At 68.2% G+C, this 21,825-nt stretch carries 22 protein-coding genes; 11 read left to right on the plus strand and 11 right to left on the minus strand.

Annotation, left to right across the window (positions count from 1 at the left end; all coding sequences use genetic code 11):
- Together AC1DSO_RS16900 and upp are read left to right on the plus strand one after the other, a co-directional pair.
- Positions 1–2,184, plus strand: a complete 2,184-nt coding sequence (locus tag AC1DSO_RS16900) for a xanthine dehydrogenase family protein molybdopterin-binding subunit (protein WP_477069922.1) — start codon at positions 1–3, stop codon at positions 2,182–2,184.
- Between the two features lie 51 nt (positions 2,185–2,235).
- Entirely contained in the window at positions 2,236–2,877 is a 642-nt protein-coding gene (gene upp, locus AC1DSO_RS16905; RefSeq protein ID WP_477069923.1) for a uracil phosphoribosyltransferase, read from the plus strand.
- 942 nt (positions 2,878–3,819) lie between these two features.
- Here the strand turns inward: upp and AC1DSO_RS16910 are convergent.
- The gene (locus AC1DSO_RS16910; RefSeq protein WP_477069924.1) at positions 3,820–4,719 is read right to left on the minus strand and encodes a 5'-methylthioadenosine/S-adenosylhomocysteine nucleosidase; all 900 of its coding nucleotides are present in this window, start codon (positions 4,717–4,719) and stop codon (positions 3,820–3,822) included.
- A gap of 158 nt (positions 4,720–4,877) precedes the next feature.
- On the opposite strand from AC1DSO_RS16910, the gene AC1DSO_RS16915 reads away from it, so the two are divergent.
- The gene (locus tag AC1DSO_RS16915) at positions 4,878–6,944 is read left to right on the plus strand and encodes an ATP-binding protein (protein ID WP_477069925.1); all 2,067 of its coding nucleotides are present in this window, start codon (positions 4,878–4,880) and stop codon (positions 6,942–6,944) included.
- 94 nt (positions 6,945–7,038) lie between these two features.
- The gene (locus tag AC1DSO_RS16920; protein ID WP_477069926.1) at positions 7,039–7,416 is read left to right on the plus strand and encodes a response regulator; all 378 of its coding nucleotides are present in this window, start codon (positions 7,039–7,041) and stop codon (positions 7,414–7,416) included.
- A gap of 2 nt (positions 7,417–7,418) precedes the next feature.
- On the opposite strand, the gene AC1DSO_RS16925 is transcribed toward AC1DSO_RS16920, so the two are convergent.
- The 7 genes from AC1DSO_RS16925 to AC1DSO_RS16955 form a co-directional block, all read right to left on the minus strand.
- Positions 7,419–8,048 carry a hypothetical protein gene (locus AC1DSO_RS16925; protein ID WP_477069927.1) on the minus strand — a complete coding sequence of 210 codons (630 nt, stop codon included), beginning with the start codon at positions 8,046–8,048 and terminating at the stop codon, positions 7,419–7,421.
- Positions 8,049–8,080: 32 nt separating this feature from the next.
- Positions 8,081–9,358, minus strand: coding sequence for a metal-dependent hydrolase family protein (locus AC1DSO_RS16930; RefSeq protein ID WP_477069928.1), 1,278 nt, complete (start codon positions 9,356–9,358; stop codon positions 8,081–8,083).
- Between the two features lie 46 nt (positions 9,359–9,404).
- Positions 9,405–9,842, minus strand: coding sequence for an acetyltransferase (locus AC1DSO_RS16935; protein ID WP_477069929.1), 438 nt, complete (start codon positions 9,840–9,842; stop codon positions 9,405–9,407).
- A gap of 9 nt (positions 9,843–9,851) precedes the next feature.
- Entirely contained in the window at positions 9,852–10,688 is an 837-nt protein-coding gene (locus AC1DSO_RS16940) for a helix-turn-helix domain-containing protein (protein WP_477069930.1), read from the minus strand.
- A 173-nt stretch (positions 10,689–10,861) separates the two neighbouring features.
- Complete coding sequence (locus AC1DSO_RS16945) at positions 10,862–12,358, minus strand: phosphomannomutase/phosphoglucomutase (RefSeq protein ID WP_477069931.1); 1,497 nt, start codon at positions 12,356–12,358, stop codon at positions 10,862–10,864.
- A gap of 98 nt (positions 12,359–12,456) precedes the next feature.
- Positions 12,457–13,413: a KpsF/GutQ family sugar-phosphate isomerase gene (locus AC1DSO_RS16950; RefSeq protein ID WP_477069932.1), complete on the minus strand. Its 957-nt coding sequence runs from the start codon at positions 13,411–13,413 to the stop codon at positions 12,457–12,459.
- Complete coding sequence (locus AC1DSO_RS16955; protein WP_477069944.1) at positions 13,410–13,625, minus strand: hypothetical protein; 216 nt, start codon at positions 13,623–13,625, stop codon at positions 13,410–13,412. Before AC1DSO_RS16955 ends, AC1DSO_RS16950 begins: the two co-directional genes overlap by 4 nt.
- 157 nt (positions 13,626–13,782) lie before the next feature.
- On the opposite strand from AC1DSO_RS16955, the gene gpmA reads away from it, so the two are divergent.
- The 3 genes from gpmA to AC1DSO_RS16970 all read left to right on the plus strand — a co-directional run bounded on the left by gpmA (position 13,783) and on the right by AC1DSO_RS16970 (position 17,216).
- Positions 13,783–14,496, plus strand: coding sequence for a 2,3-diphosphoglycerate-dependent phosphoglycerate mutase (gpmA, locus tag AC1DSO_RS16960; protein WP_477069933.1), 714 nt, complete (start codon positions 13,783–13,785; stop codon positions 14,494–14,496).
- A 94-nt stretch (positions 14,497–14,590) separates the two neighbouring features.
- Positions 14,591–15,850, plus strand: coding sequence for a pentapeptide repeat-containing protein (locus tag AC1DSO_RS16965; RefSeq protein WP_477069945.1), 1,260 nt, complete (start codon positions 14,591–14,593; stop codon positions 15,848–15,850).
- Positions 15,851–15,950: 100 nt separating this feature from the next.
- On the plus strand, positions 15,951–17,216 hold the full coding sequence (locus AC1DSO_RS16970) for a pentapeptide repeat-containing protein (protein ID WP_477069934.1): 1,266 nt from the start codon (positions 15,951–15,953) through the stop codon (positions 17,214–17,216).
- 6 nt (positions 17,217–17,222) lie between these two features.
- Here AC1DSO_RS16970 and AC1DSO_RS16975 read toward each other — a convergent pair whose 3' ends face one another.
- The 3 genes from AC1DSO_RS16975 to AC1DSO_RS16985 form a co-directional block, all read right to left on the minus strand.
- Positions 17,223–17,402: a hypothetical protein gene (locus AC1DSO_RS16975; protein ID WP_477069935.1), complete on the minus strand. Its 180-nt coding sequence runs from the start codon at positions 17,400–17,402 to the stop codon at positions 17,223–17,225.
- The gene (locus AC1DSO_RS16980) at positions 17,399–17,905 is read right to left on the minus strand and encodes a response regulator (protein WP_477069936.1); all 507 of its coding nucleotides are present in this window, start codon (positions 17,903–17,905) and stop codon (positions 17,399–17,401) included. The genes AC1DSO_RS16975 and AC1DSO_RS16980 overlap by 4 nt, the downstream gene beginning before the upstream one ends.
- Positions 17,906–18,184: 279 nt before the next feature.
- Complete coding sequence (locus AC1DSO_RS16985) at positions 18,185–18,640, minus strand: Hsp20 family protein (protein WP_477069937.1); 456 nt, start codon at positions 18,638–18,640, stop codon at positions 18,185–18,187.
- A gap of 232 nt (positions 18,641–18,872) precedes the next feature.
- On the opposite strand from AC1DSO_RS16985, the gene AC1DSO_RS16990 reads away from it, so the two are divergent.
- From AC1DSO_RS16990 to AC1DSO_RS17005, 4 genes are all read left to right on the plus strand, one after another.
- A complete protein-coding gene (locus AC1DSO_RS16990; protein ID WP_477069938.1) occupies positions 18,873–19,715 on the plus strand; it encodes a class I SAM-dependent methyltransferase in 843 nt (280 codons plus the stop codon).
- 76 nt (positions 19,716–19,791) lie between these two features.
- Positions 19,792–20,685 (plus strand): class I SAM-dependent methyltransferase, encoded by an 894-nt coding sequence (locus AC1DSO_RS16995; RefSeq protein ID WP_477069946.1) that lies wholly within the window; start codon positions 19,792–19,794, stop codon positions 20,683–20,685.
- A gap of 8 nt (positions 20,686–20,693) precedes the next feature.
- Positions 20,694–21,356: a DUF2987 domain-containing protein gene (locus AC1DSO_RS17000; protein WP_477069939.1), complete on the plus strand. Its 663-nt coding sequence runs from the start codon at positions 20,694–20,696 to the stop codon at positions 21,354–21,356.
- 88 nt (positions 21,357–21,444) lie between these two features.
- Positions 21,445–21,753, plus strand: coding sequence for an SCP2 sterol-binding domain-containing protein (locus AC1DSO_RS17005; protein ID WP_477069940.1), 309 nt, complete (start codon positions 21,445–21,447; stop codon positions 21,751–21,753).
- The last annotated feature ends 72 nt before the right edge of the window (positions 21,754–21,825 follow it).

Raw genomic sequence — 21,825 nt, forward strand, 5'->3', positions numbered from 1 at the left:
ATGACCGATCTGCTCGAAAAGCCCTCGCGCCGCCTGTTCCTGCAAGCCGGCGCGGCCGCCGGCGGCGGGCTCCTGCTGTCGTTCAACCTGCCGGGCGCGGTCCGGGCGGCCGGCGCGCCCTCGGGGCCGGCCCTGAGCGCCTTCGTCCGCATCGCCCCGGACGGGATCGTCACCATCGCCGCCAAGCGGCCCGAGATCGGCCAGGGCATCAAGACCTCATTGCCGATGATGATCGCCGAGGAGCTGGACGTCGACTGGGCCAATGTCCGCATCGAGCAGGCCCCGGTCGACGCCAAGATCTATGGCGAGCAGTCGGCCGGCGGCTCGACCTCGACCCCGGACGAGTGGGAGCCGACCCGCCAGGTCGGCGCCGTGGGCCGCGCCATGTTGATCCAGGCGGCCGCCCAGCGCTGGGGCGTCCCGGCCGCCGGCCTTACCACCGAGCCGGGCGTCGTCGTCGATCCGGCCGGCAAGCGCCGCATCGCCTATGGCGAGCTGGTCGAGGCCGCCGCCAAGCTGACGCCGCCCGATCCCAAGACCGTGCCGCTGAAGGATCCCAAGGCCTATCGCATCGTCGGCAAGCCGCACGGCCAGTCCGACAACCCCGCCATCGTCACCGGCCAGCCGCTGTTCGGCATCGACGTGCGCCTGCCGGGCATGCTGTACGCCACCTTCCTGAAGGCCCCGGTGTTCGCGGCCAAGGTCGCCAAGGTCGACCTGGCCCCGGCCAAGGCCGTGAAAGGCGTCCGCGACGCCTTCATCGTCGACGGCGGAACCGCGCTGGAAGGCCTGCTGCCCGGCGTGGCGGTGGTCGCCGACAGCTGGTGGGCGGCGCGCAAGGGCCGCAACGCGCTAGAGGTGACCTGGGCCGAGCACCCGACCTCGGCGCAAAGCACGGCCGGCTTCGCCGCCAAGGCCGCCGAACTCGCCAAGCAGCCGCCGCAGCGCACCCTGCGCAAGGACGGCGACGTCGAGGCGGCGCTGAAGGGCGCGGCCAAGCGCGTTCAAGCTTCGTACGACTACCCGTTCATCGCCCACGCCACACTGGAGCCGCAGAACTGCACGGCCTCGTTCAAGGACGGCAAGGTCGAGATCTGGGCCCCGGCCCAGAACCCCGAAGACGGTCGCGAGCTGGTCGCCAAGACGCTGGGCGTCAGCCAGGACGACATCACCATCCACTTCACCCGCAGCGGCGGCGGCTTCGGCCGGCGGCTGATGAACGACTTCATGGTCGAGGCGGCGTGGATCTCCAAGGCGGTCGGGGCGCCGGTCAAGCTGGTCTGGACCCGCGAGGACGACATCCAGCACGACTTCTTCCGTCCGGCCGGCTGGCACCACCTGAGCGCCGGCCTCGACGCCCAGGGCGAGCTGGTCGCCTGGCGCGACCACTTCATCAGCTTCGGCGGTGAGAAGACCTTCGTCCGGGCCGGCAACATCAGCGGCAATCAGTTCCCCGCTCGCGCTGTGGCCAACTACGCCATGGACGTCTCGACCATGCCGCTGGGCGCGCCCACCGGCTGGCTGCGCGCGCCGGGCAACAACGCCATCGGCTGGGTGATGCAGAGCTTCACCGACGAGCTGGCCCTGGCCGCCGGCGAGGACCCGGTCGCCTTCCGCCGCCGCCTGCTGGGCGAGCCGCGCCTGCTGGGCGAACCGGGCAAGGGCGACAGTTTCCACACCGGCCGCATGCGCGGGGTGCTGGACCGGGTGGCGCAGATGTCCGGCTGGGGCCGCAAGGTTCCGAAGGGGACCGGCCTGGGCGTGGCCTGCCACTACAGCCACCAGGGCTATGTGGCGGTGGTGATCGAGGCCTCGGTGGGCGAGGGCGGGGCTCCCAAGGTCCACAAGGCCTGGGCCGCGGTCGACGTCGGCCGCCAGATCGTCAATCCCAGCGGGGCCGAGCAGCAGGTGCAGGGCTCGGTGCTGGACGCCGTCGGCGCGACCCTGCGCCAGAAGATCACCATCGAGAACGGGGCGGTGGTCGAGAGCAATTTCGGCGACTTCCCGCTCTTGCGCATGGCCGAGGCGCCGCCGGTCGAGGTGGCCTTCGTGCTGTCGGACAACAAGCCGACGGGCCTGGGCGAGCCGGCCTATCCGCCGACCCCGCCGGCCCTGTGCAACGCGCTCTTCGCCGCCACCGGCAAACGCCTCCGCACCCTGCCGATCGGCGACCAACTGGCTTGATTTCGACCGGCCTGCTAGGAGCGTGGCACACGTTCCTAGCAGAGCCACACCATGTCCATCGTCCCGTCGCACGTCACCGTCGTCAGCCACCCGCTCGTCCAGCACAAGCTGACCAAGATGCGGGACAAGACGACCTCGACGAAGACCTTCCGCGCCCTGATGCGCGAGGTGGCGACCCTGATCTGCTACGAGATCACCCGCGACCTGCCGATGGACCCGGTCCAGATCGAGACCCCGGTCGCCCCGACCACGGCCTATGAGATCGCCGGCAAGAAGCTGGTCTTCGCCCCGATCCTGCGCGCCGGCCTGGGCATGTGCGAGGGCATGCTGGACCTGGTGCCCTCGGCCCGCGTGGCCCATATCGGCCTCTATCGCGACCACGACACGCTGGAAGCGGTCGAATACTATTTCAAGGCCCCCGAGGACATCGCCGGCCGCCTGGTCATCGTCGTCGACCCGATGCTGGCCACCGGCCACTCGGCCATCGCCGCCATCTCGCGCCTGAAGGCGGCGGGCGTCACCAACCTGCGCTTCGTCTGCCTGCTGGCCGCCCAGCCCGGTGTCGAGGCGCTGCGCGCGGCGCACCCGGACGTGCCGATCTGGACGGCGGCGGTCGACGCCGAACTGAACGCGCACGGCTACATCGTGCCGGGGCTGGGCGATGCGGGGGACCGGACGTTCGGGACGCGGTGAGGGGGAATGAGCGGGCGTTTGCGAGCCAGCTCCTAGCCAAACAGCGACGCCCACCAAAACCCTCTCTCATGGAGAGAGGGAGGGGCCCGCCGCGAAGCGGTGGGAGGGTGAGTGGGTAGGCGAAGCCCCTGGACGATCTTGGCGCGGTTGCGCGTGATGTGCCGGCACGCCGGTTGAGGGTGTAACCACTCACCCTCCCACGCCTGCGGCGTGGGCCCCTCCCTCTCTCTCAGAGAGAGAGGGATTTCGAGGGCGACCACGGGGATTGGCGGCGCTGTATCCCCGGCGTTCGCGAGATCGAACCCAGCGAAATCAGGTGCTTGTCGATTTTACACGCTCCTGAATGATCCGCGTTCAGCCCCGCCCCATACTCACAGCTGTCCCTATCGCAAGGGGAGGGCGCTTGGATCCGGCCCGAAGCGGCGATGGGGATAGGTTGAGCGGGGCCGCTGGCGGTTCCCGGCGACCTCGTCAGGTCGCACGGCTTACTCTTTAGGAGCGCGTGCGGGTGGCGGGATCGTCCGGGAYCAAGCCGACAGCGGAGCGACAGGGCGGTGATCGATCCAAAACCGCCTATCGTGGATCGTCGGGCTGGAGACGGAGTAGCCGATCCAGTTGGTCCACGCCCGTCCGGGGGTAGCGGAGGCCCGAGCAGATAACGCTCACGCCCGCCGTCCTCACGGAAAGAACAGCCTGGCGGAGCGGTAAGCGAACCGAAACGCACACAAACCCTTACGGTCATCCGGGTTCGCCCGGCCGCTCCGTCGCCTCCCCACACACTTCAGCGGCAAGCCGCGTGAAGCCGATGTCACTTGCCCCACCTGACCACGCTGCGCGTGGTCGTCCGCCCCCGGAGGGGGCGGAAGGTTCGCGCCGTCCTTCTTCCCCCTTCGGGGGAGGAGCGCCGCAGGCGCGGAGGGGGCCAGTAAGGCGCGGAGAGGATCAGGGCAGCGCCTTCACAAACGCTTTCACCACGGTCGCCGAATTGTCCGAGGCCAGGGCCATGAAGGTGTGCATCTCGTTGGCGCCCGCGCCGCCGCCGGCCAGGTCCGACAGGCTGCGGAAGGCGATGAACGGGGTCTTGTTGACCAGGGCCACGTGGGCGACGGCGGCGCTTTCCATGTCGACCACGCGGGCCTCGAACGTGGCGCGCAGATATTTGCGGTAGGCGGCGTTGTCGAGGAAGACCGGGGCCGAGACGCCATGGCCGCCGACCACCACCTTGGGCGGGTGGACCAGGCACTTGTCGACGGCGCAGCGTTGCAGGGCGACCTCGGCGGCGACCTTGCGGGCCGTGTCCAGCAGGGCCGGATCGGCCGGGAACCAGATCCGGGCGGGCGTGCCGAGGGCGTCGCCGGGCATGTGGATCCCGCGCGGATAGATCATGCCGAAATTGGCCAGCGGCGTGGTGCGGATGCTGGGCGCGACGTCGAAGCCCTTGTCGGTCTCGCGGGCGAAGGCGCTCTCCAGGTTCTGGGCCCACTGGTCGGCGACCACCACGTCGCCGATGTCGAGGCTTTCGTCGACGCCGCCGGCGATGCCGGAGAAGACGATGCGGGTGATGTTGAAGCGGTCCAGCGCCATCTGGGTGGTCATGGCCGCGTTGACCATCGAGACGCCGCTCAGGAACACCACCACCGGCTTGCCCTCCAGCCGGCCGGTCGTGAAGGTCACGCCGTGGACGTCGAAGGTCTTCTGCTCGCTGGTCGCCGCGTTCAGGGCGCCGATCTCGGGCGGGAAGGCCGAGATGACCGCGACACGGGGCGTCTCGTCGAGTCGCTGAGCCAGGGCCGGCGAGACGACGAGGAACAGGCAGGCCAGGACGAGGGCGGGCAGGCGCATGGCGACTCCTTGGGACAGCCCGGCTTGCTTAGCCGCCGCGCGGCGCGGACCCAAGCGGCTTGAACCGGCCGGCGCCGGACTTTCTCCAAGGTGATCAACAGCACAGCCGACCCGGCCTTTAGTTGCTAAGCTCGAGACGATTGGCACTGTGGACGACGATGGACGACCGCTCCGATTCTCGATCTGGTGTAGACCGGCCCGGTTCTGGTCGGCCCGGTCCAGGCCGCCTCGGCGCGCTGGCCGCCGCGTTCGGACTGGGTCTGGCCGTGTTCGCCCTGGCCTATGTCTGCATCGAGCTGCCGCGTCGCTTTGGCCACAATGCGCCGATCTGGCTGGCCAACGCCCTGGTGCTGACGGTGCTGCTGCGCACCGAGACGCGGCGCTGGCCGCTGCTGATCGCCGGGGCGGCGGCGGGCTCCTTCCTGGCCAGCCTCTATCTGAAGGCCAGGCTGGGCCTGGCCGCGGGCTTGATGGTCGCCAATGTCACTGAATATCTGTTCTGCGCCTGGGCCCTGCGCCGGACGGTGGGGCGCGAGATCATCATCGGCCGACCGCGCGACCTGGGCTTGCTGGCCCTGGTTGGCGTATGCGGACCGCTGATTTCCAGCGTCATCTCCACGGCTGCGTTCGCCGCCCTCGGCTGGGGCGGGCTGCCGATGCGGGCGATGAGCTGGATCCTCTCCAACGCCCTGGGCCTGATGGCGCTGGTTCCCTGCCTGCTGGCCCTGAGCCAGGCCGGCGACCTGCTGGCCGAGCGGCCCCTGACCCGGCGCGGTTGGCTGGCCCTGGCCGCGCTCGACGCGACGGCGATCCTGGTGTTCGGCCAGAACCGTTATCCGCTGCTGTTCCTGATCCCGCCGGTGCTGGCCTTCGTGGCCCTGGAGCTGGAAGTGCTGGGCGCGGCCATCGGCGTGGTCATGGTCGGGGCGGTGGCGGTGGTGTTCACGGCGCTCGATTCCGGGCCCATTGGCCTGGTCGAGGGCGACCTGACCGAACGCGCCCTGTTTCTGCAGCTCTTCCTGGTCGTAGCCATCTTCTCGGCCCTACCCCTGGCCTCGACCAGCGCCCAGCGCCGCCGCCTGAAGGTCCAGGCCGAGGAAGCCGCCCACGTGAAGGCCGAGTTCCTGGCCAATATGAGCCACGAGCTGCGCACGCCTTTGACCGCCGTGCTGGGTTTCACCCAGCTGGTCGAGAGCCAGCCTGAGCTCAGCGACGAGACCCGCGCCTATGTCCAGCGGGTGGCCAACGCCGGCAAGGCGCTGCGGGCGACCGTCAACGACATCCTCGACTTTTCCAAGCTCGAGGCCGGGCAGGTCGACATCAAGCCCGCGCCGATGTCGGCCGCCGATCTGACCCGCGAGACCGCCGAACTGTTCGCCGCCCAGGCGCGGGACAAGGGCGTGGCGCTGCGCGTCTCGGGCCTGGCCGAGCTGCCGCCGCTGGTCGAGGCCGATCCGGACCGCCTGCGCCAGATCCTGCTGAACCTGATCGGCAACGCGGTGAAGTTCACCGACAGCGGTGCGGTGATCGTCACCGCTCGCTTCGAGACGCCGGCCCAGCGGCTGTCGTTCGAGGTCTCCGACACCGGCCCGGGCATCGCGGCCGAACAGGCGGGGCAGCTGTTCCAGCGCTTCTCGCAGGTCGACGGCGCCTCGACCCGCAAGTCGGGCGGCACCGGCCTGGGCCTGGCCATCTGCAAGGGCCTGGTCGACGCCATGGGCGGCGAGATCGGCATCGACAGCGCGCCGGGCGCGGGCTCGCGCTTCTGGTTCGAGATCCCGGCCCCCGTGGCGCAGGCCGCCGCCGAGGATGCGGCGCCCCGGGCGTGGATCGGCCTGCCGGCGGGCTGCCGCGTCCTGGTGGTCGACGACAACGCCGCCAATCGCCACCTGGTCCGCGCCATTCTCGGTCCATTCGGCGTGGCGCTGACCGAGGCGGCAGACGGCGACGAGGGCATCGTCGCGGCCGAGGCTCAGGCCTTCGACGTCATCCTGATGGACCTGCGCATGCCGCGCGTCGACGGCCGCACCGCCGCGACCCGCATCCGTGACGGGCAGGGGCCGAATCGCCGGCAACCGATCCTGGTGTTCTCGGCCGACGCCTCGGCCCTGCCGTCCGATCCGCTGTTCGCCGGCCACGTGGCCAAGCCGCTTTCCGCCCTCGGATTGATCGAGGCGATGGCCACGGCGATCGCCCACCCCAAAACGGTGTCGCCGACGGTCTGAAACCGGGTCTGGCGTTTGACGCCTTAACCATCTTGCGCTTCATACCCCCTCGAACAGTGTTCGCCGCCGAGTAGTCCAGGGCCTTTTGCAATCGATGTCCAAGCGCGTTCCCCTGATCTATGTGGCCGATGACGACGCGCCGACGCTAGAACTGGTCGCCACCTTCCTGGAGCGCGACGGCCTCGAGGTGGTCGGCTTTGCCGGCGCGGACCGGTTGATCGCCGCCATCCCGCTGCGCCGTCCCGACGCGATCCTGCTGGACGTCCGCATCCCCGGCCAGAGCGGTCTCGACGCCCTGAAGGCGCTGAAGGAATCCGAGGCGGCCGACATTCCCGTGCTGATGCTGACCGGCGACGGTCGCCTGGACCGCATCGTCCAGGCCATGCAGCTAGGCGCGAAGGGCTATGTGATGAAGCCGTTCGACGGCCCCAAGCTGKTCGGCGAAGTGCGGGCGATGCTGAAGCCGGCCTGAGCTCAGCCGATCAGGCTCTTGAACCAGGCCATGACCCCGTCGCACCAGGCCAGGAAGTTCTCGAACAGGCTGGGCGCCTTGGGCGGCGGGGACGGCTTGATCTCGACGGGAACGAACCAGCTGGGCGCGGCCGGCGGGGCGCAGTTCATTCGCATGCCGACCCCCTTGAGGTAGCCGCGCCGGATCCCGCCCGCCTCGATGGCCTTACGTACCGCCTTGTCGTGCCGGGACGCGCCGGTCAGCTTGCGGATCCAGCCCCGGAACGGCAGCACGTCCTGGGTCGTGTCGCGCACCCCGGCGACGCCGACGCCGTAGGTCGCGTCGGCCACCTTCTTGCCCCGCGAACGGGTGTCGGGCGGCGGCGCCTCGTCCAGGTCGGGACCTAGCGCGGCGTCCAGCCGACCGACCTCGGCGGCGATCGGCTCGCAGCGGGCCAGGCCGGTCATGTCGTAGGGATCGGCGACGGCCCGCAGCAGCACCGGCGGGATCGAGGTCTGCTTGAGATTCAGGTCCTCCAGCGGCGCGGTCGCGGCGTCGCGGAAAGTGTCATGCCGCTGCATCGTGCCCGGATCGGTCTGGGCCAGGGCAGGGCCGGCGGCGAGGAGGAACAGCAGGGGCAAGGCGAGACGCATGGGCTCAGAACGCCTTGTCCTGAAGCTTCGCGTCAAGGCCGCCGAACGACCTGGCCGCCCTTCATTACGAAGACCACGGCCGAGGTCGCCTCGATCGCCTGGGTCGGATCGCCGGTGACCGCGACGATGTCGGCCAGGTAGCCGGGCTTCAGCTGGCCCAGGTCGCTCGCCCGGCCCAGCACCTTGGCGTCGACGGCCGTGGCGGCCAGCAGGGCCTGGGCGGGGCTCATGCCCTCATTGACCAGCCAGACCAGCTCGCGGGCGTTGTCGCCGTGCTTGAACACCCCGACGTCGCTGCCCATGCCGATCGTGACGCCGTTCTTCACCGCCAGCTTGAAGGCCCGATCGGCGTTGGTCATGGCCGCGGTCGGCGGCGTCTTGCCGGCGACATAGCCGCCGAAATAGGTCGAGGTGCTTTCGACCGCGGTCAGGGTCGGGAAGAACACGACGCCCTTCTCGGCCATCAGCTTGAAGGTGGCGTCGCTGCCGCCATAGCCGTGCTCGATGGTGTCGACCCCGGCCAGCACCGCCCGGCGCATGCCCTCGTCGCTGGAGGCGTGGGCCGAGACGGGCCGGCCGCCGGAATGGGCCGCCTCGACCAGGGCCTTCAGCTCCTCGAGGCTGAAGGTCGGCTGGGTGGAACCGTCGGGGCCAACCCGATAGTCGGCGTAGACCTTGATCCAATCGGCTCCAGCCCCGGCCTGCTCGCGCACGGCCTTGATCACCTCGGGGACGCCGCTGGCTTCCTGCGCGCCCTGGGGCAGGTCGGCCTCGGGATTGTAGTTGCGGCGGGCCGGGCCATAGGCGCCGGTGGCCACGATGGCCTTGGTCGCCACGAACAGGCGCGGACCGGGGATCAGGCCGTCGTTGATCGCCTTCTTCAACGGTACGTCGGCGGCGCCGACGCCCTCGGTGCCGAGGTCGCGCAGGGTGGTGAAGCCTGCCTCCAGGGTCGCCTTGGCCTGCACCGCCGCCCGCAGGGTGCGATAGGTCGGCGTCTCCTTCAGCACCTGATCGTCCCACAGGGTCTCGTTGTACGGATGCAGGAAGAGGTGGCTGTGCAGGTCCATCAGGCCCGGGATCACCGTGGCGCCGGGCAGGTCGATGACCTCGGCGTCCGGTGTCGCCACCTGGGCGGCCGGACCGACGGCGGCGATCTTGCCGTCCTTGACCAGCACGGCCCAACCTTCATGCGGCGGGCCGGCATTCTCGGCCGTCCAGACCCGGGCGGGCTTCAGCAGGATCGGCTGGGCGGCGGACGCGAGCCCGGGAGCCAAGATCAGGGCGAGGGCGGTGAGCAGGCGGCGCATGGGGCGACTCGGCGGTGGGACACAGCCAGCTAAACCGAAAACCGCCTCAGACGCCAAAGCGCAGATGGACCAGCGGATAGGGCCGGCCTTGGCCGTCGGTGGCCGACCAGCCGATGCGCTCGAAACCCATGTGCTCGTAGAAGCCCACGGCTTGGTCGTTCTGTTCGTTGACGTCCGTGCTCAGGGTCGGGTGGACCGCCAGGGCATAGTCGATGAACAGCCGCCCGACGCCAGCGCCGCGATGCTCGGGATCGATGAACAGGGCTTCCATGTGGCCATTGACGATCAACGTGAAGCCGAGCGGACGGTCGCGGCCGTCGACCGCCAGCATCAGCGGCGCGGTCGGCAGGAAGGCTCGCACCTCCTCACCGATCGCCACGCGGTCCTCGGGCGACAGGAAGTGGTGGGTGGCGTCGACGGTGGCGCGCCAGATCTCGAGGGCGCGATCGCCGTCTTCGGGGCGGGAAGGACGAAGCCTGATCATTCCGGCGCTTTAGCCCGCCGCCGCCTCCCGCGCCAGCCGGGCGCAGACCTCGGCGGTGTGGGCGTCGGCGGGAAAGGCGCACTCGATCCGCAGCTCGTCCAGGGTCACGTCACGCGGCGCGGCGAAGGTGGTGATGGTCTCGAAGAACCGCAGGTTTCCCAGGTCGCTGCGGAACACCAGGTTCAGCACCGGCGCGGGCTCGGTCTCGACATCGCGGAACCGCCAGCGGGCCGGCACGTCAGGATAGGCCAGCACCTCGTCCAGCAGGGCCTGGGCGGTCTTGTCTGATGGGGCGGCGGCGATGTCGGCGTGCAGGTGGCGCAGGAACTTCTGGGCGACCTCGGGCCAGTTGATGATCACCGCGCGGAAGTCGTCCGGATCGAACACCTGGCGTAGCAGGTTGCTATGAGGGCTCTGCTTGCCGCGCATCAGCAAGGCGTTGACCCTCTGGGCGGCCGCGTTGGCCATCAGCACGTCGAAGTGGCGGTTGATGACGAAGGCGGGGTAGGGCTCCTGGTGGGCGATGATCAGCTCGATCGCCTCGCGCATCCGCTCMAGGGCCGGAGTGACCAGGGTGTTCTCCGAGTACTGCGGCGCATAGCCGGCGGCCAACAGCAGGGTGTTGCGCTCGCGCAGCGGCATGGCCAGGGCGTCGGCGAGGCGGAACAGGGTGTCGCGGCTGGGCTGGGCCTTGCCCGTCTCGATGCAGCTGAGGTGCCGGGTCGAGACGCCGGTCTCCAGCGACAGGTCCAACTGGCTCAGCCGCCGCGCCGCCCGCCATTCGCGCAGCAGCGCGCCGACCGGGGGATGAGCGCTTCTTTGCCGCGCCGCGTTGGGAGGGGTCATGACCATCGCCTAGCGTTCCATCCCTGCACCGGCCATGACTCAGGTCACGTCCTTGAGAGGGATATAGGGCCGAGCTGCGCCGTTGCGAGCCGGCGCGCCGGCTCTGGGGCGTGTGACATGAAAAAGGCCGGGGATCGCGCCCCGGCCCTTCCGTCCGATCGGCTGTCGCCGGATCAGATTTCCTGGTTGTACTTGCCGACGCGGGCGCCCAGGCGCGGCTTCACTTCCTTGTGGAACAGGGCGCGCATGTCGTCTTCCGACTGGGTGCTCTCGACCACGACCACGACTTCGGGCTTGTTCGACGAGGCGCGGACCAGGACCCACGAGCCGTCTTCCAGGTGGACGCGCACGCCGTTGACCRTGATCACCTCGATGATCTTGCGGCCCAGGATCGCGCCGCCGGCGGCGAACAGGTCCTCGTATTCCTTCACCACCTCGGCCACGACGCCGTACTTCTTCTCGTCGTCGCAGTGCGGGCTCATGGTCAGCGAGGTGAAGGCCACCGGCAGGGCCTTGCGCATATCCGACAGTTTCTTGCCCGGGTTGCGGTCCAGCATGGCCAGCACGGCGGCGGCGGCGGTCAGGCCGCAGTCGTAGCCGTAGCCCAGCTCGCCGTTCATGAAGAAGTGGCCGCTCTTCTCGAAGCCGGCCAGGGCGTTCAGCTCGGCGCTCTTGCGCTTGATGTAGCTGTGGCCGGTCTTCCAGTAGACGACCTTGCAGCCGTATTGGGCCAGGATCGGGTCGGTGGCGTAGAGGCCGGTCGACTTGACGTCGACGACGAAGGTCGCGCCGGGGTGCAGCGGGGCCAAGTCGCGGGCCAGCATCAGGCCGATCTTGTCGGCGAAGATCTCCTCGCCCTCGTCGTCCACGACGCCGCAGCGGTCGCCGTCGCCGTCGAAACCGAAGGCCAGGTCGGCTTTGTGCTCACGGACGGCGTGGGCCATCTCGTGCAGCATTTCGACGTCTTCCGGGTTCGGATTGTATTTGGGGAAGTTGAAATCGAGGTCGGTGTCCATCGGCACCACGTCCGTGACGCCCATCTTCTGCAGGGCCTCGACCACGAAAGCGCCGGCCGTGCCGTTGCCGCAGGCGGCCACGACCTTCAGCGGACGCTTGAGGCTGGCGCGCTTGGCGACGTCGTCGATATAGCGCTGGGCCTGACCCTTCACGCGGATCAGCTTGCCGCCCTCGCGCTCGACGAACTGGGCGCCCAGGACGATCTCCTTCAGGCGGCCCATCTCGTCGGGACCGAAGGTCAGCGGGCGCTGGGCGCCCATCTTCACGCCGGTCCAGCCGTTCTCGTTGTGGCTGGCGGTGACCATGGCCACGCAGGGGATGTCGAGGTCGAACTGGGCGAAATAGGCGGTGGGCGAAAGAGCCAGGCCGATGTCGTGGACCTCGCAGCCGGCGCTCAGCAGGCCCAGGATCAGGGCGTTCTTGATCGAGGTCGAGTACGAGCGGAAGTCGTGGCCGACCACGATCTTCGACTGGCCCAGCTCGTGGATATAGGTGCCCAGACCCAGGCCCAGGGCCTGGATGCCCAGCAGGTTGATCTCGGGGCCGAACAGCCAGCGCGCGTCGTACTCGCGGAAGCCGGTCGCCTTGACCAGCGGTTCGTTTTCGTAGGCGGCGGTATTCGGAACCAGATCGGCGCGGGGTGCGGAGAACATCTAGGGCTCGCTTCAGTTTCGAGGAGGTCGCTTTAGCCGCCTCTGGGTCGGACGGCTAGCGCGATCACATGACAAGGTTCGGTAAATCCGGATGTGACCTAGATCACGCCGGCGCGGAGCAGATCGTGGACATGCAGGACGCCGACGGGACGCTCGGCCTCGACCACGAACAGGACGGTGATCCGGCGCTCGTTCATGATCTTCAGCGCTTCGGCCGCCAGGGCGCCGGGCGCGATGGTCAGGGGCGCGCGGGTCATGACCTCGCCGGCCGTGTGCTGAAGCAGTCCGTCCATGTGTCGGCGCAGGTCCCCGTCGGTGATCAGGCCGATGAGCCGGCCCGAGCCGTCGACAACGCCGACCGCGCCGAAACGTTTCTCGCTCATCACCAGCAGGGCGTCGGGCATGGCGGCCTCGGCGCCGATCAGCGGCAGCTCGTCTTCGCCATGCATCAGGTCGCCGACGGTGCGCAGCATGGCGCCCAGCTTGCCGCCCGGATGGAAGACCCGGAAGTCGCTGGCCGTGAACCCGCGCCGCTCCAGCAGGGTCACGGCGATGGCGTCGCCCAAGGCGATCTGAAGCGTTGTCGAGGTGGTCGGGGCGCTGACCTCGGCCGTGCCTTCGGGCGCGTCGGGCAACAGCAGCACTATGTCGGCGGCGGCGCCGAGTTGGCTGTCGGCGAAGGCGGTCATGGCGATCAGCGGGATCGAGAACCGCTTGGCGTAGGCCAGGGTGTCGGACAGCTCGCGTCCCGCCCCCGATTTCGACAGGGCCAGGACGACGTCGCCAGGACCGATCATGCCCAGGTCGCCGTGGCTGGCCTCGGCCGGGTGGACGAACATCGCCGGGGTTCCCGTCGAGGCCAGGGTGGCGGCGATCTTGCGGGCCACGTGTCCGGACTTGCCCATGCCGGTGCAGACGACGCGGCCCTTGGCGTCGAACAGGGTCTCGACGGCGCGGGCGAAGGGCTCGCCCAACGACTCAGCCATCGTCCGCAGGGCGTCGGCCTGGATGCTCAGCACGCGACGACCGACGTCGACGGCGTCGAAAGCGTTCATTGCGGCATTTGCCCGATGGCCTCGACGGCCTTCTTGGCGGCGGCGTCGCGGCGGGCCGCGGCGTCCTTCTCACGCTGGATCTTGGCCTTCATCTCGGGCGTCTGCTGCACCGGCGTATGGCCGAACGGCCCCCAGGACCGGTCGCCTTCGCCTTGCGGCCAGACGAGGGAGAAGGCGATCAGCGCCGCGGCGACCAGGCCCATCAAGGGCATGAAGATGCGATCAGGCATGGCCCGCCTATAGCACGGGCGGCGGCCCGGGGGAGGGGGAACGAAAAGGGAGGCGCCCGCGACGGTGGTTCCGTGCTTGACGCTGGGGCCGCCTGGCCTTAGCCCGCGCCTGACATTCCCGACACTCGAAGGTAGCCCGATGCCCACCCTCGTCCTGCTTCGCCACGGCCAGAGCCAGTGGAACCTGGAAAACCGCTTCACCGGCTGGGTCGATGTCGACCTGACCGCCGAGGGCGAGGCCCAGGCCAAGAAGGGCGGCGAGCTGATCAAGGACGCCGGCATCCAGATCGACCACGCCTTCACCTCGGTCCAGACCCGCGCCATCCGCACTGGCAACCTGGCCCTGGACGCCGCCAAGCAGAGCTTCGTGCCGGTGACCAAGGACTGGCGGCTGAACGAGCGCCACTACGGCGGCCTGACCGGCCTGAACAAGGCCGAGACGGCCGAGAAGCACGGCGAGGCCCAGGTGACGATCTGGCGCCGCTCGTACGACGTGCCGCCGCCGGAATTGGCCCCGGGCGGCGAGTACGACTTCAGCGCGGACCGCCGCTACAAGGGCGCGAACCTGCCGTCAACCGAAAGCCTGGCCACGACCCTGGTCCGCGTGCTTCCCTATTGGGAAAGCGACATCGCGCCGCACCTGAAGGCCGGCGAGACCCTGCTAATCGCCGCGCACGGCAATTCGCTGCGCGCCATCGTCAAGCATCTGTTCAACGTGCCGGACGACAAAATCGTCGGCGTAGAGATCCCGACGGGCAATCCGCTGGTCATCGAGCTGGACTCCCAGTTGAAGCCGACCAGCGCCCGCTACCTGGACGAAAGCCGCGCCGAAGCCCTGCCGTCGATCGGTTGAGGTCCCCGGTAAGCTTCACCAGAACCTGTTGGAAACACGGCGTTAATTATGCTCTGCGCATGGTGAATCCTCATTCTGGGATTCCATGCGAACCATGAGCGCCGCCGCGCCGTCGACACAGGAATACAAGCGCCTGACGCAGTATGACGTGGACGTCATCTGCGCCAAGCACGACCGCCTGTGGTCAGCCCGGATGGGCGGGGCGCGGGCGGTTTTCGCGTTCTGCGATCTCTCCGGTCTGTCGATGACGGGGCGCAATCTGTGCGACGCCGACTTCACCGGCGCGATGATGGTCGGCTGCGACCTGCGCAAGACCAAGCTGGACAACGCCAACTGCTACGGCGCCGACATGCAGGGCGCGGACCTGACGGACGCCTCGTTGCGCCGCGCCGACCTGCGCGGCTCCAGCCTGCGCGGCGCCAACCTGACTGGCGCCGACATGTTCGAGGCCGACTTGCGCGAAGGCACGATCGCCGCCGCCGACCGCAAGGAAGGCTACCGCGTCATCGAGCAGGTCCAGCGCGAGGCCTACGCCGCCGGCACGAACCTCAGCGGCGCCAATCTGGAGCGCTCGCGCCTGTCGGGCATCGTCGCCACCAAGGCCGACTTCAGCGACGCGATCCTGAAAGACGCCAAGCTGGTCCGGGCCAACCTCAAGCAGGCCAATTTCAACGGGGCCAACCTGGCCGGCGCCGACCTGTCGGGCGCGAACCTCGCCGGGGCCGACCTACGCAACACGGTCCTGGTCGGCGCCAAGACCATGTCGTGGAACATCAGCGACACCAATCTGGAAGGCGCTCTGACCGATAAGGCGGCCGGCACCAGCGTCTCCGACATGCCCTACGAGCAGATGATCGCCGACCACGCGCGGTGGTGCGAAACGGGCGGCGGCGAGGGCAAGCCCTCGGTGTTCGACAAGGCCGACCTGCGCAATCTGCGCTCGATCCGGGGCTTCAACCTGACGGCCCTCTCGGCCAAGGGCGCGGTGTTCTACGGCCTCGACATGGAAGGCGTGCAGATGCAGGGCGCCCAGCTGGACGGGGCAGACCTGCGGGCCTGCAACCTGCGCCGGGCCGACCTGCGCGGCGCGCGGCTGAAGGGGGCCAAGCTCTCGGGTTCGGACCTGCGCGACGCCCAGCTTGGACCGCTGCTGATCGCCGCCGATCGGGTGCTGCCCGTCGACCTGACGGGCGCCATCCTGGCCAACGCCGATCTTGCCCGCGCCGACCTTCGCCAGGCCCGGATGGCCGGGGCGGACGTGTCGCGCGCCAACTTCACCGGGGCGCAATTGAAGGACGTCGACCTGACCGGCGCGGTCCGCTTGGCGGCGCGCGGCCTGGACGACGTCTTCTGACAAATATTTCGCGAGGAACAGGCGCCGGCTTAACGGTTCGCTCGTCCATCGCCGCTACAGTCCGCGTAACCTAGAAAAGAGACCAAACGGGGAAAGCGTTATGGACGCCGCGCAAAGCGTGGCCGGGCGTCGTCGCCTGAGCCAAGCCGAGCTCGACATGATCGTAACGGCGCACGAGAAATTCGTTACCGGCAAGCAGGGCGGCAAGCGGGCCTCCCTACGCTTCATGCAGTTGTCGGGCCTTGATCTGTCGTTCCGAAACCTGACCGACGCGGACCTGTCCGCCTCGATCCTCGACGGCTGCCGCATGGTGCGCACCAAGTTGGATCGCGCCAGCCTGTTCGGCTGCGACCTGCGCAAGACCGACATGCGCCAGGCCTCCCTCGTCCGGGCCGACCTGCGCGGCGCCTGCCTGCGCGGCGCCAATCTGGCCCAGGCCGACCTGACCCAGGCCGATTTTCGCGAAGGCCAGATCTCTATTCCCCATCCTCGCAAGGGTCTCGAAACCTTGCGCCACGAGACCCGTCAGGGCGAGGTCGACGAGGTCAACTTCTCGGGCGCCACCCTGGACGGCTCGCAGTTCAACGGCGTCTCGGCGTTCAAGGCCGACTTCAGCGACTGCTCGCTGCGCGGCGCCAAGCTCTCGGGCGCCAACCTCAAGGAAGCCAACCTCTCCGGGGCGATCCTCGACGGGGCCGACGTCAAGGGCTGCAATCTGGAGGGCGCCAACCTGTCCGGCGCGGTGATGGCCGGCGTCGACACGTCCACCGCTCGCGTCAGCGGCGCCAGCATGGTCGGCGCCGTCAGGACCTCGACACGCGAGGCGCTGTCCAAGGCCGAGGAACTCTACAAGCGCTGCCTCGACAATCAGCGCTGGTGCCAGACCGGCGGCAAGGAGGGCCAGGCGGCCCGCCTCGACGGCGAGGACCTGCGTCCGCTGGGTGACCGGCTGAAGGGCCTGCGCCTGACCGCCATGAGCGCCAAGGGCGCCTGCATGGTCGGCATCGATCTCTCCGGGGCCCAGTTGCAAGGCGCGAACCTGCAAAACGCCGACCTACGCGCGGCCAACCTGCGGGGCGCTGATCTGCGCGGGGCCAAGCTAGCCGGCGCGAACCTGACCAAGGCCGACCTGCGCCAGGCCTTCCTGTCGCCGCTGCCGCTGGGCCCGGAGCGTCGGACCCAGACCAACCTGCAGTCGGCCCGGATGCGCTACGCCATGGTTCAGACGGCCGACCTTAGCGAGGCTGTGCTGGATGGCGCGGACCTGCGCGGTTCGGACTTCACCGGCGCCCGGGTGGTCAAGGCCAGCTTCCGCGACGTGGACCTGAGCCAGGTCCAGGGGCTGGATCTCTCGGCGCCCGGCTAAGTCATCTCATACGGCCCGCTGAAACGTGACGGTCACGCCGTCGAGCAGTGATCGGTCCGGATTCTTGGCGTGGAACTGGTCGCACGCGGCCCGGACCAAGGCGTTGACCTCGCCATAGCATCCCAGTTGCAGCCGGCAGTCCGCGAGCGTGACCTGGCCTTCCGCGAAGGTGACGTGAACGATCACGGCAAGGCCTCCGTCATTGTCGGGGCTCTGTCGTCGGGCGGTTCCGGCGGCGTCCTGTTCGCTCGGGACCAAACCCGGTTCAGGGCGGCCGCGTCGAGCATGGACAAGACCGCCTCCAGTTTAATGGCGCGACGGAGTGCGTCGATGATCTGCTGGGCGCGGAAAGGCTTGGCGATGAAGTCCGCGCCCTTGAGACCTTCCAGCGAAATACGCGCCGCCGCCGCCGCCGAAACATAGATGACCGGAAGGCCCGGATAGGCCGAACGGGCATGACGCGCGACCTCGAAACCGTCCGCGCCGTCGCCCAGGTTGATGTCCGTCACCAAGGCCGCGAGAGGATCGTGTCGATCGATCACCGCCGCCGCCTCGGCGGCGCAACAGGCTTCGACTACGTCGAACCCGCTCTCTCGAATAACTTCCGAATTTTCCGAGCTGCACAGCAGATCATCTTCGACGTACAAGATGCAATCGCGAGCCATTTTCTGAATTCCTATGAGCTGCACAAACCCATAGCGTGTGAATTGTTTCCATCTCTCGTCGATTCCGACTCGTAATAAATGTCGCCGCTCAACATCATTAAAACATTATTTGAATATTTCTTGCAGAGACGCCGGAGCGTCGCGCGGGTGCGAGTAGAATCTCATCTTCCACTCAGCGCGGCCTTGCTCTCGCCCAATCCGCAGCGGCCAACGGCGCCCTCACGCTGAAACAAGAAATGGGCGGCGCATCGCTGCGCCGCCCAAGTTCAGAGGGGATTAGGGGAGACTAGGAGAGAGGCGCGCCTAGGCGGCCTTTTCGCCTTCGATCAGGGTCGACGGCGCCGCCTTGATCTCCACCGTGCGCGGCTTCAAGGCTTCCGGCAGTTCACGCTTCAGCGCGATCGACAGCAGGCCGTTCGACAGATCGGCGTCGACCACCACCAGGTAGTCGGTCAGCTGGAACTTGCGCTCGAAGTTACGCTCGGCGAGCCCGCGGTGCAGGTACTGCTTGGCGTCGTCGTTGGCCGCCTTGCGGCCGGTGACGGTCAGCAGGTTTTCCTTCACCTCGACGTTCAGTTCTTCCGGCTTGAAGCCGGCCACCGCGATCTCGATGCGGTAGTCGTTCTCGCCGGTGCGTTCGATATTGTAGGGGGGATAGCCCGAGGCCGCTTCGTTACGGGCCGCGGCGTCCAGCTGGGCGGCGAGGCGGTCGAAACCGACGAGCGAGCGGTACAGGGGCGAAAGGTCGATCGTACGCATAGATTTTAGATCCTTCTCATCAAGCAAGGTCTTGTTGGGTTCGTCCCTTTGGCGACCCGAAATCGGCGTCGCCCTTGGTTCGGAAGGCCCGGGTTTCCAGCGCCTTCGTAGACCTAGTTGGTGAGCGGATTTTCCGGTTCAAGGGGGCGACAACTCGCGGAACGTGAATCGTTTGACGCATCGACGCCCCCGGTTAAGGTCGCCCTCCCTTTCGGTCGAAGGACACCTCCCCATGCCGCTTCGTCGTCACGTTCTTTTGCTCGCCGCCGCCCTGACCCTTTCCGCGCCCGCCGCCTTCGCCGCAACCGACGCGGCGTTGAAGGCCGCCATCGCGTCGCCGACCCGTCCGGCYGGCGACGCCGCCCGCGACGGCGCGCGCCATCCGTATGAGAGTCTGGTGTTCTGGGGGCTGAAGCCCAAGCAGACCGTGATCGAGATCTCGCCGGGCACGGGATACTGGACCGAGATCTTGGCGCCCTACGCCAAGGCCACCGGCGGGACCTATGCCGCCGGCGTCGCCGATCTCTCCAACCCCAAGATCTCCGAAGGCGCCAAGAAGGGCCGCGCCGACTTCGAGGCCCGCTTCGCCGACCCCGCCAAGTACGGCAAGCCGCAGTTCGTCAATTTCGGCGCCCAGTCGGGTCCGTTGGGCGCGCCGGGGTCGGCCGACCTCGTCATCACCTGCCGCAACGTCCACAACTGGACCGGCCAGCCGGGCATGGCCGACAAGGTGTTCGCCGACTTCTTCGCCGTGCTGAAGCCGGGCGGCGTGCTGGCGGTCGAGGACCATCGCGCCGACCCCCGCTCGGAGAAGGACGCTGGCGCCGACGGCTATCTGAACACCGCCACGGTGATCGCCATCGCCGAGAAGGCCGGCTTCAAGCTGGACGCCCAGTCCGAGATCAACGCCAATCCCAAGGACACCAAGGACCACCCGTTCGGCGTCTGGACCCTGCCGCCCACCCGGCGCTCGGCTCCGGCGGGGCAGCCAGCCGATCCGAACTTCGACCGCACCAAGTACGAGGCCATCGGCGAGAGCGATCGCATGACCCTGCGCTTCCGCAAGCCCGCTTGATTTGGCCGGCTTGATTTTGACCGGCCTGACTTTGGCCAAGGTCGGTTGCGAGTTTGGCGGGCGCTACGGGGGAACGATGGGTCCAATACAGCAATGGTCGCGGCGAGGCGTTTTGGCGGGTGTCGGCGCGCTGAGTCTCTCCGCGTGCGGCAAGAAGAACGACCCGGCCAAGACCGAAACCAAGGCGGCGCAGAAGGTTGGGCCAGACACGATCGAGGCCGCGGTGGCCGGCGACTGGCGCCTGCCCGCCGACCGCGCCCGCGACCTCTGGCGTCATCCGGTCGAGAGCCTGAAGTTCTGGGAGTTGAAACCCGGCCAGACTGTGGTCGAGTTCTGGCCCGGGGCGGGCTGGTACACCGACATCCTGGCGCCGTTCCTGGCCGACACCCACGGCATGCTCTACGAGGCCGTGCTGCAGGCCGACGATCCGTCCGAACCGGCCGCCGCCGAGATCGTCGAGGGCTATCGCCGTAAGCTGACCGAGAAGAAGAAGGTCTATGGCGAGGTGATCTTCACCGCTTTCGGCCCGACCAGCGGTCCGGTGGCGCCGGCGGGGACGGCCGACCTCGTGCTGTTCCTGCGCAACCTGCACAACTGGATGGCCGGCGGCATCGCCGAGAAGGCCTTTAAGGACGCCTTGGCGGCCCTGAAGCCGGGTGGGATCCTGGGCGTCGAGGAGCATCGGGGCGAGCCCGGCCGGGTGCAGGACATCCTGGCCGCCGACGGCTATGTCCAGCAGGACTATGTGATCCAGATGGCCAAGGAAGTCGGGTTCGTCCTGGCCGGGACCAGCGAGATCAACGCCAATCCCAAGGACACCAAGGACCATCCGTTCGGCGTCTGGACCCTGCCGCCCACCCGCCTGTCGTCGCCGCGCGGCGAGCCGGCCGAGCCAGGCTTCGACCACGCCAAGTATGACGCCATCGGGGAGAGCGACCGCATGACCTTGAAGTTCGTGAAGCCGAAATGAGACGGGGCATGACGTGGAAGGCGTTGGGCCTCCTGGGCCTGACCGTTGCGCTGGCCCTATCCGCGCCCGCGGTGGCGCGGGAGAAGACCGCGCCGGCCGAGAAGCTCTTCATGTACCTCGACAAGTTCCTGAAGGTGCCGGTGCAGGAGCGCACGCGCATGCGGTTGCGCTACGTATTGCGCAGCGACGGCCAACCTATGGGAGATATCAAGGTGGCTTTGGTCGAGGCGAACGGCGCGCGTACGCCCTTGCCGGTGGGCGAGGATGGCGAGTTCGACCGTCTGCCGACCCTGGCTCAGCTGAATAGCAAGTCCAAGGTCGTCTTCGACCTGCCGGCCGAGAAGAAGTTCAGTATCAGCATGAACCCGGCCCCGGCGCTGAAACTGGCCCAGGAATATGATGCGCGCGAGGTGGCCCTGGCCGTTTCGGAGTCCAACACAGTAATGCGCAAGGCGGCGGGACCCGCGCTGGCGTTGATGGTTCCGAAGTTCGCCGGGATCGGTTTCATCGGATCGCAGAACGGACAGGTTATCTTCAGCGATGGGCGTACCGAAGCGCTGCCCATCGTGGGTGGCGTGCCGGTATTCCTGCCCGACACGCAGAAGGGGGCGATCCGGATCAAACTGGCTCGCGTCCCAACGCGATTGGGCTACGACGACGGGAAAAAATAGGCCAAGGCAGGTCTGAACGGTGTTTACTTATCCGTTCTGGCCGGTCTAGCTTTTCGGCAACATATACGCGCAGAGGGAGATCGCGCTCATGGCCACGCTTCAAGAAATCACCGATCGCATCAAGGGCGCCGTGGGCGACGACAGCGGCCTCGGCAAGAGCCTCAAGTTCGACCTGAAGGACGCCGGCATCATCCACATCGACGGCGGTTCGGTGACCAACGAAGACAAGCCGGCCGACCTGACCATGACGCTCAGCCTGGACGACCTGCTGGCCATCGGCGCCGGCGCGCTGGATCCGACCATGGCGGTGATGACCGGCAAGCTGAAGCTGTCGGACATGGGCACGGCCATGGCCCTGCAGCCCAAGATGGGCGCTCTGTTCGCCAAGATGCGCTAAGCCGAAGATGACGGAAGAACCGGCGTTTCTGGTCTCGACTCGCGAGGCTCCGGTTCCCGACCACGGTAAGGC

This window comes from Caulobacter sp. P4_E5, assembly GCF_056401555.1.

What these genes read in the sequence shown, in the direction of transcription:
- AC1DSO_RS16965 (WP_477069945.1), top strand. Translation starts at nt 14,591, where the DNA reads ATGAGCGCCGCCGCGCCGTCGACACAGGAATACAAGCGCCTGACGCAG.
- AC1DSO_RS16930 (WP_477069928.1), bottom strand. Translation starts at nt 9,358, where the DNA reads ATGCGCCGCCTGCTCACCGCCCTCGCCCTGATCTTGGCTCCCGGGCTC.
- AC1DSO_RS17000 (WP_477069939.1), top strand. Translation starts at nt 20,694, where the DNA reads ATGACGTGGAAGGCGTTGGGCCTCCTGGGCCTGACCGTTGCGCTGGCC.
- AC1DSO_RS16995 (WP_477069946.1), top strand. Translation starts at nt 19,792, where the DNA reads ATGGGTCCAATACAGCAATGGTCGCGGCGAGGCGTTTTGGCGGGTGTC.
- upp (WP_477069923.1), top strand. Translation starts at nt 2,236, where the DNA reads ATGTCCATCGTCCCGTCGCACGTCACCGTCGTCAGCCACCCGCTCGTC.
- AC1DSO_RS16955 (WP_477069944.1), bottom strand. Translation starts at nt 13,625, where the DNA reads ATGCCCTTGATGGGCCTGGTCGCCGCGGCGCTGATCGCCTTCTCCCTC.
- AC1DSO_RS16970 (WP_477069934.1), top strand. Translation starts at nt 15,951, where the DNA reads ATGGACGCCGCGCAAAGCGTGGCCGGGCGTCGTCGCCTGAGCCAAGCC.
- AC1DSO_RS16925 (WP_477069927.1), bottom strand. Translation starts at nt 8,048, where the DNA reads ATGCGTCTCGCCTTGCCCCTGCTGTTCCTCCTCGCCGCCGGCCCTGCC.
- AC1DSO_RS16900 (WP_477069922.1), top strand. Translation starts at nt 1, where the DNA reads ATGACCGATCTGCTCGAAAAGCCCTCGCGCCGCCTGTTCCTGCAAGCC.
- AC1DSO_RS17005 (WP_477069940.1), top strand. Translation starts at nt 21,445, where the DNA reads ATGGCCACGCTTCAAGAAATCACCGATCGCATCAAGGGCGCCGTGGGC.
- AC1DSO_RS16985 (WP_477069937.1), bottom strand. Translation starts at nt 18,640, where the DNA reads ATGCGTACGATCGACCTTTCGCCCCTGTACCGCTCGCTCGTCGGTTTC.
- AC1DSO_RS16915 (WP_477069925.1), top strand. Translation starts at nt 4,878, where the DNA reads ATGGACGACCGCTCCGATTCTCGATCTGGTGTAGACCGGCCCGGTTCT.
- AC1DSO_RS16935 (WP_477069929.1), bottom strand. Translation starts at nt 9,842, where the DNA reads ATGATCAGGCTTCGTCCTTCCCGCCCCGAAGACGGCGATCGCGCCCTC.
- AC1DSO_RS16950 (WP_477069932.1), bottom strand. Translation starts at nt 13,413, where the DNA reads ATGAACGCTTTCGACGCCGTCGACGTCGGTCGTCGCGTGCTGAGCATC.
- AC1DSO_RS16910 (WP_477069924.1), bottom strand. Translation starts at nt 4,719, where the DNA reads ATGCGCCTGCCCGCCCTCGTCCTGGCCTGCCTGTTCCTCGTCGTCTCG.
- gpmA (WP_477069933.1), top strand. Translation starts at nt 13,783, where the DNA reads ATGCCCACCCTCGTCCTGCTTCGCCACGGCCAGAGCCAGTGGAACCTG.